Annotated in this window: 1 protein-coding gene and 1 pseudogene; one reads left to right on the forward strand and one right to left on the reverse strand. The window is 37.0% G+C overall.

Going from position 1 to position 2,707, the window contains the following annotated elements; translation table 11 throughout:
* Positions 1 to 310 precede the first annotated feature (310 nt).
* Positions 311 to 1,004: pseudogene (locus tag AC1WHX_RS11735) on the forward strand (L-serine ammonia-lyase, iron-sulfur-dependent, subunit alpha).
* Positions 1,005 to 1,172: 168 nt separating this feature from the next.
* Here AC1WHX_RS11735 and AC1WHX_RS11740 read toward each other — a convergent pair.
* Positions 1,173 to 2,624 (reverse strand): glycosyl hydrolase family 28 protein, encoded by a 1,452-nt coding sequence (locus AC1WHX_RS11740; protein ID WP_022390551.1) that lies wholly within the window; start codon positions 2,622 to 2,624, stop codon positions 1,173 to 1,175.
* Positions 2,625 to 2,707 lie beyond the last annotated feature (83 nt).

Below are 2,707 nucleotides of genomic sequence, written 5' to 3' on the forward strand. Positions count from 1 at the left end.
ATCTTACCCATAAATATACTTATCCCAAATATTTTGCAAATGTATCAAATTATCATTAGAAAAATAAGATTCCAGAGAACTCTATTACAAAATAAATGAGAAATATACCCTATAAAAACAAACTCCATAGTCTGCCGAAATTTTACATGAACACTTTTTGAAAATTACTTCCAAGAATATTTTTTCGTTTCGATAAATTCAAATAGCAGAAGACTATGCAACTTACAAAAATGGCCGGATAATATTCTCTTATCAGAAAACCTATATAGTCCATTAAATTTCGCTATCTTTGAAGCATAAAATAAGGTTGATGGATACTTTAGAAAGAACAAAAATTCTTAAACTGATACAGCAAGAAGTCATTCCGGCAATCGGATGCACCGAACCCATTTCCGTTGCTCTATGCACAGCCAAAGCCACGGAAATTTTAGGGACAATACCAGAAAAAATAACCGTATATTTAAGTGCCAATATATTAAAAAATGCTATGGGTGTCGGTATACCAGGTACTGAGCGGTAACCAAGGTATAGCGGCAACATTACCTATTGTCATTTATGCTGAAGAAAATGGAAAAACAGAGGAAGAATTGATCCGGGCTTTGATATTAAGTCACCTTACCGTAATCTACATAAAACAAAGTCTCGGAAGATTATCTGCTTTATGCGGTTGCGTTGTTGCAGCTACCGGATCGAGTTGCGGAATAACTTATCTTATGGGAGGTAAATACCCTCAAATCACAGCAGCAGTAAAAAATATGATCGCAAATCTTACAGGAATGATTTGTGACGGAGCTAAACCGAGTTGTGCATTAAAATTAACCAGCGGCGTATCAACAGCAGTATTATCAGCAATATTGGCAATGGAACAAAAATGTGTAACATCCGTAGAAGGCATTATTGAAAATGATGTAGATCAATGCATTCGAAATCTTACTCTTATCGGTTCTCAAGGGATGAATGAAACCGATAAAATAGTTCTCGATATCATGACCCACAAGCATTAACTATAACATTAAGGAAATGGACAATTCTATATTTCCGGAATCGGATTCTTCAAAAAATTTCCGAATCACATTCTAACGGTCTCCTCCAAAAGTCCGCATAATCATTAACACCAAACTACTGTATCTAAAAAATTCGGATTCTTCAATCAGAAAAAAATTCTTTCTACACTATTTAACCATAACATTATCAGAATATTTATTAACCGATACATCGTCCTTAATCAACGATCGACCATTTACACGAATATTTTCAAAAAGAATATTCTTTGCCTTATGCATCTCATCAAAACCGACAACCTCCACATTCGGAGTTTTACCAAAAGCCGTTATATTACGAAAAGTAACGCCATCGATTCTACCCGGTTCAGGATCTGTCGTCCACACATCTTTTCCAATCCAAACAGACATCAACCTATTGCACTCTTCAATGCGAATATCCTCAAAACGTACGTTCGTCACCAATGCCTTATCTGTATGGTACACACGCAAAGCCCACTCCCTTCCGATATCATGAATTATATCGCAATCGGTAAACAAAACATCATCTATCGGCTGTGTAATTTCAGCCCCGATACTCAGAGAATGAGCCATTTGATTCCATAACACACATTTCTCAACTCTTATATGTTTCATATCTTTCATGCCTCTCGGTGTTTTCAAAACAATCAAATCATCCAAAGTACGGATAAAGCAATTTTTAATTAAGACATTTTCACTGCTACAAATATCTATACCATCTGAATTTGCCCGCCGCCCCAATAACTTAATATTATCTATCACTACATTTTTAGAACAATCGACCGGAACTGTCCACAATGGCGCATCTCTGAGAATAACCCCTTCAAGACGTATATTTTCACCGCGTACTCCGATCATATGACGGGAATGCACAGTACATGCACTCGCATCTAAAATACCACGTCCCCGAAAAGTTATATTATTTCCCTTCAGCCAAAAAGCCTTCGAATACCCTTTTAATCCAAACTTTGAAACATGGAAAGGCTCATCCGCCCCTATCGTCAAACGGACAACCGCACCTCCGGCAACATATACCGTCTTATTATCTCCTACCTCAACATGAGTAATTTCATGAATTCCCGGTCCATAAAAAATAACATTCGGATCGTTCGGGTCTGGGATATTCTGTTCCGGTCCGTTTACAAACAAATGTAAAGATCGAATCCACTCTCCATTTACCTCTATCGTCAGATTCTGCGGTGAAGACACCGTAAAAGAAAGTTTATTCCCTTTAATATCCGGTTTTATGCCATAAGAAGAGGGCAATACTTTCACTGAATCTATCTGTTCCGGAACTGTAACTGTTATTTTAGCCTTCCCTTCGTTCAAATCAAAATAAGCAAAAGACGCAATATCATAATATCCCTCTCCGCATTGACGCTTATCCATTGCATCCCATCTTTTCCGTTTATCCAAAGGTGCGACTTTAGCGATATAAACCGGGACATCTCGACCGGCAACAGAAACAGCATATTCTGTACTGATTTTTTCTCCTCTCGGCATCGGATAAATGGTAACATTATTCTTCTTTGCACTCCCGAAAAACGGAATCCATACAAGTAACATTATCAGGTAAACCTTACCCCAATTTTTTGTTTTCATAGACATCGTGTGTTTTATTGTGAGAAATGTTCGATCAAAATATTATAATAATTTTATTTTCCGGTAAAGTTCCACTTTTAACT

It is taken from the genome of Coprobacter sp. (genome assembly GCF_982436375.1).